This is a genomic window from Mycobacterium sp. MYCO198283, from assembly GCF_021213805.1.
Taxonomy (GTDB): domain Bacteria; phylum Actinomycetota; class Actinomycetes; order Mycobacteriales; family Mycobacteriaceae; genus Mycobacterium.
Genome location: NZ_JAJQJI010000021.1, coordinates 1 through 817, shown reverse-complemented (window position 1 = coordinate 817; position 817 = coordinate 1). Strand labels below are relative to the sequence as shown.

At 68.1% G+C, this 817-nt stretch carries 2 protein-coding genes; one reads left to right on the top strand and one right to left on the bottom strand.

Features of this window, described 5'->3' with window-relative positions; genetic code table 11:
* A partial coding sequence (locus LV457_RS19985; RefSeq protein WP_374198901.1) for an alpha/beta hydrolase domain-containing protein occupies nucleotides 1-317 on the bottom strand: 317 nt, incomplete at its 3' end.
* Nucleotides 318-409: 92 nt separating this feature from the next.
* Here LV457_RS19985 and LV457_RS19980 point away from each other — a divergent pair.
* The coding region (locus LV457_RS19980; RefSeq protein ID WP_232173283.1) for an MFS transporter at nucleotides 410-817 on the top strand (408 nt) is incomplete at its 3' end.

Here is an 817-nt window from a genome sequence, read left to right as displayed (position 1 = left end):
GCCGACACGGCGACGTACCCGAAGCCCGCCCGGGTAATCTCCCGGTGCGCCATCAGCCATACCGCGGGCGCATCGATCCCTCCGCTGACGTTCAGCCATTCGACGATGACGGTGCCGTTGAACGACGCGGGGTCGGTCGGGCGGAGGGCGACGATGCGGGTCGCGTACTCAGCGGTCGATTCGTCGCTCATCGCGGTCGCCGTCCCCGTCACGAGGTATTCGTCGGCGCGGTAGCCGATCGTCGCGATGTCGTAGGCGCCCAGCAGCAGGTTCGGCGCGCCGGGCATCGGTTCGATCGCCGTCTCCATAGCTGCCATGGTGCCGGATGGGTCGCGGGCGCGACTTCGGTCCGGGAGACGGCGCGGTGGGCTAGCGTGACCGTCGACCCGCACTGTCTGGGAGGTCGGCGATGACGGCAACGACGGACGCTCCATCACCGCGGTCCACGCCTGCCGAGACCCGGCGGGCGATCTGGAACACGATCCGCGGGAGCTCCGGCAACCTCGTCGAGTGGTACGACGTGTACATCTACACGGTCTTTGCGTCGTATTTCGAGGGCCAGTTCTTCGACGAGTCGGAGAAGAACTCGACGGTGTACGGGTACGCGATTTTCGCGGTGACGTTCCTGATGCGGCCGGTCGGATCGTGGTTCTTCGGCCGCTTCGCCGACCGCCGGGGGAGACGTGCAGCGCTGACGGCGAGCGTCTCGTTGATGGCGTTCTGCTCCGCGGTGATCGCGCTGGTGCCCTCGCAGGCGAGCATCGGCATGGCGGCGCCGATCGTGCTGATCCTGGCGCGGCTGCTGCAGGGCTTCGCG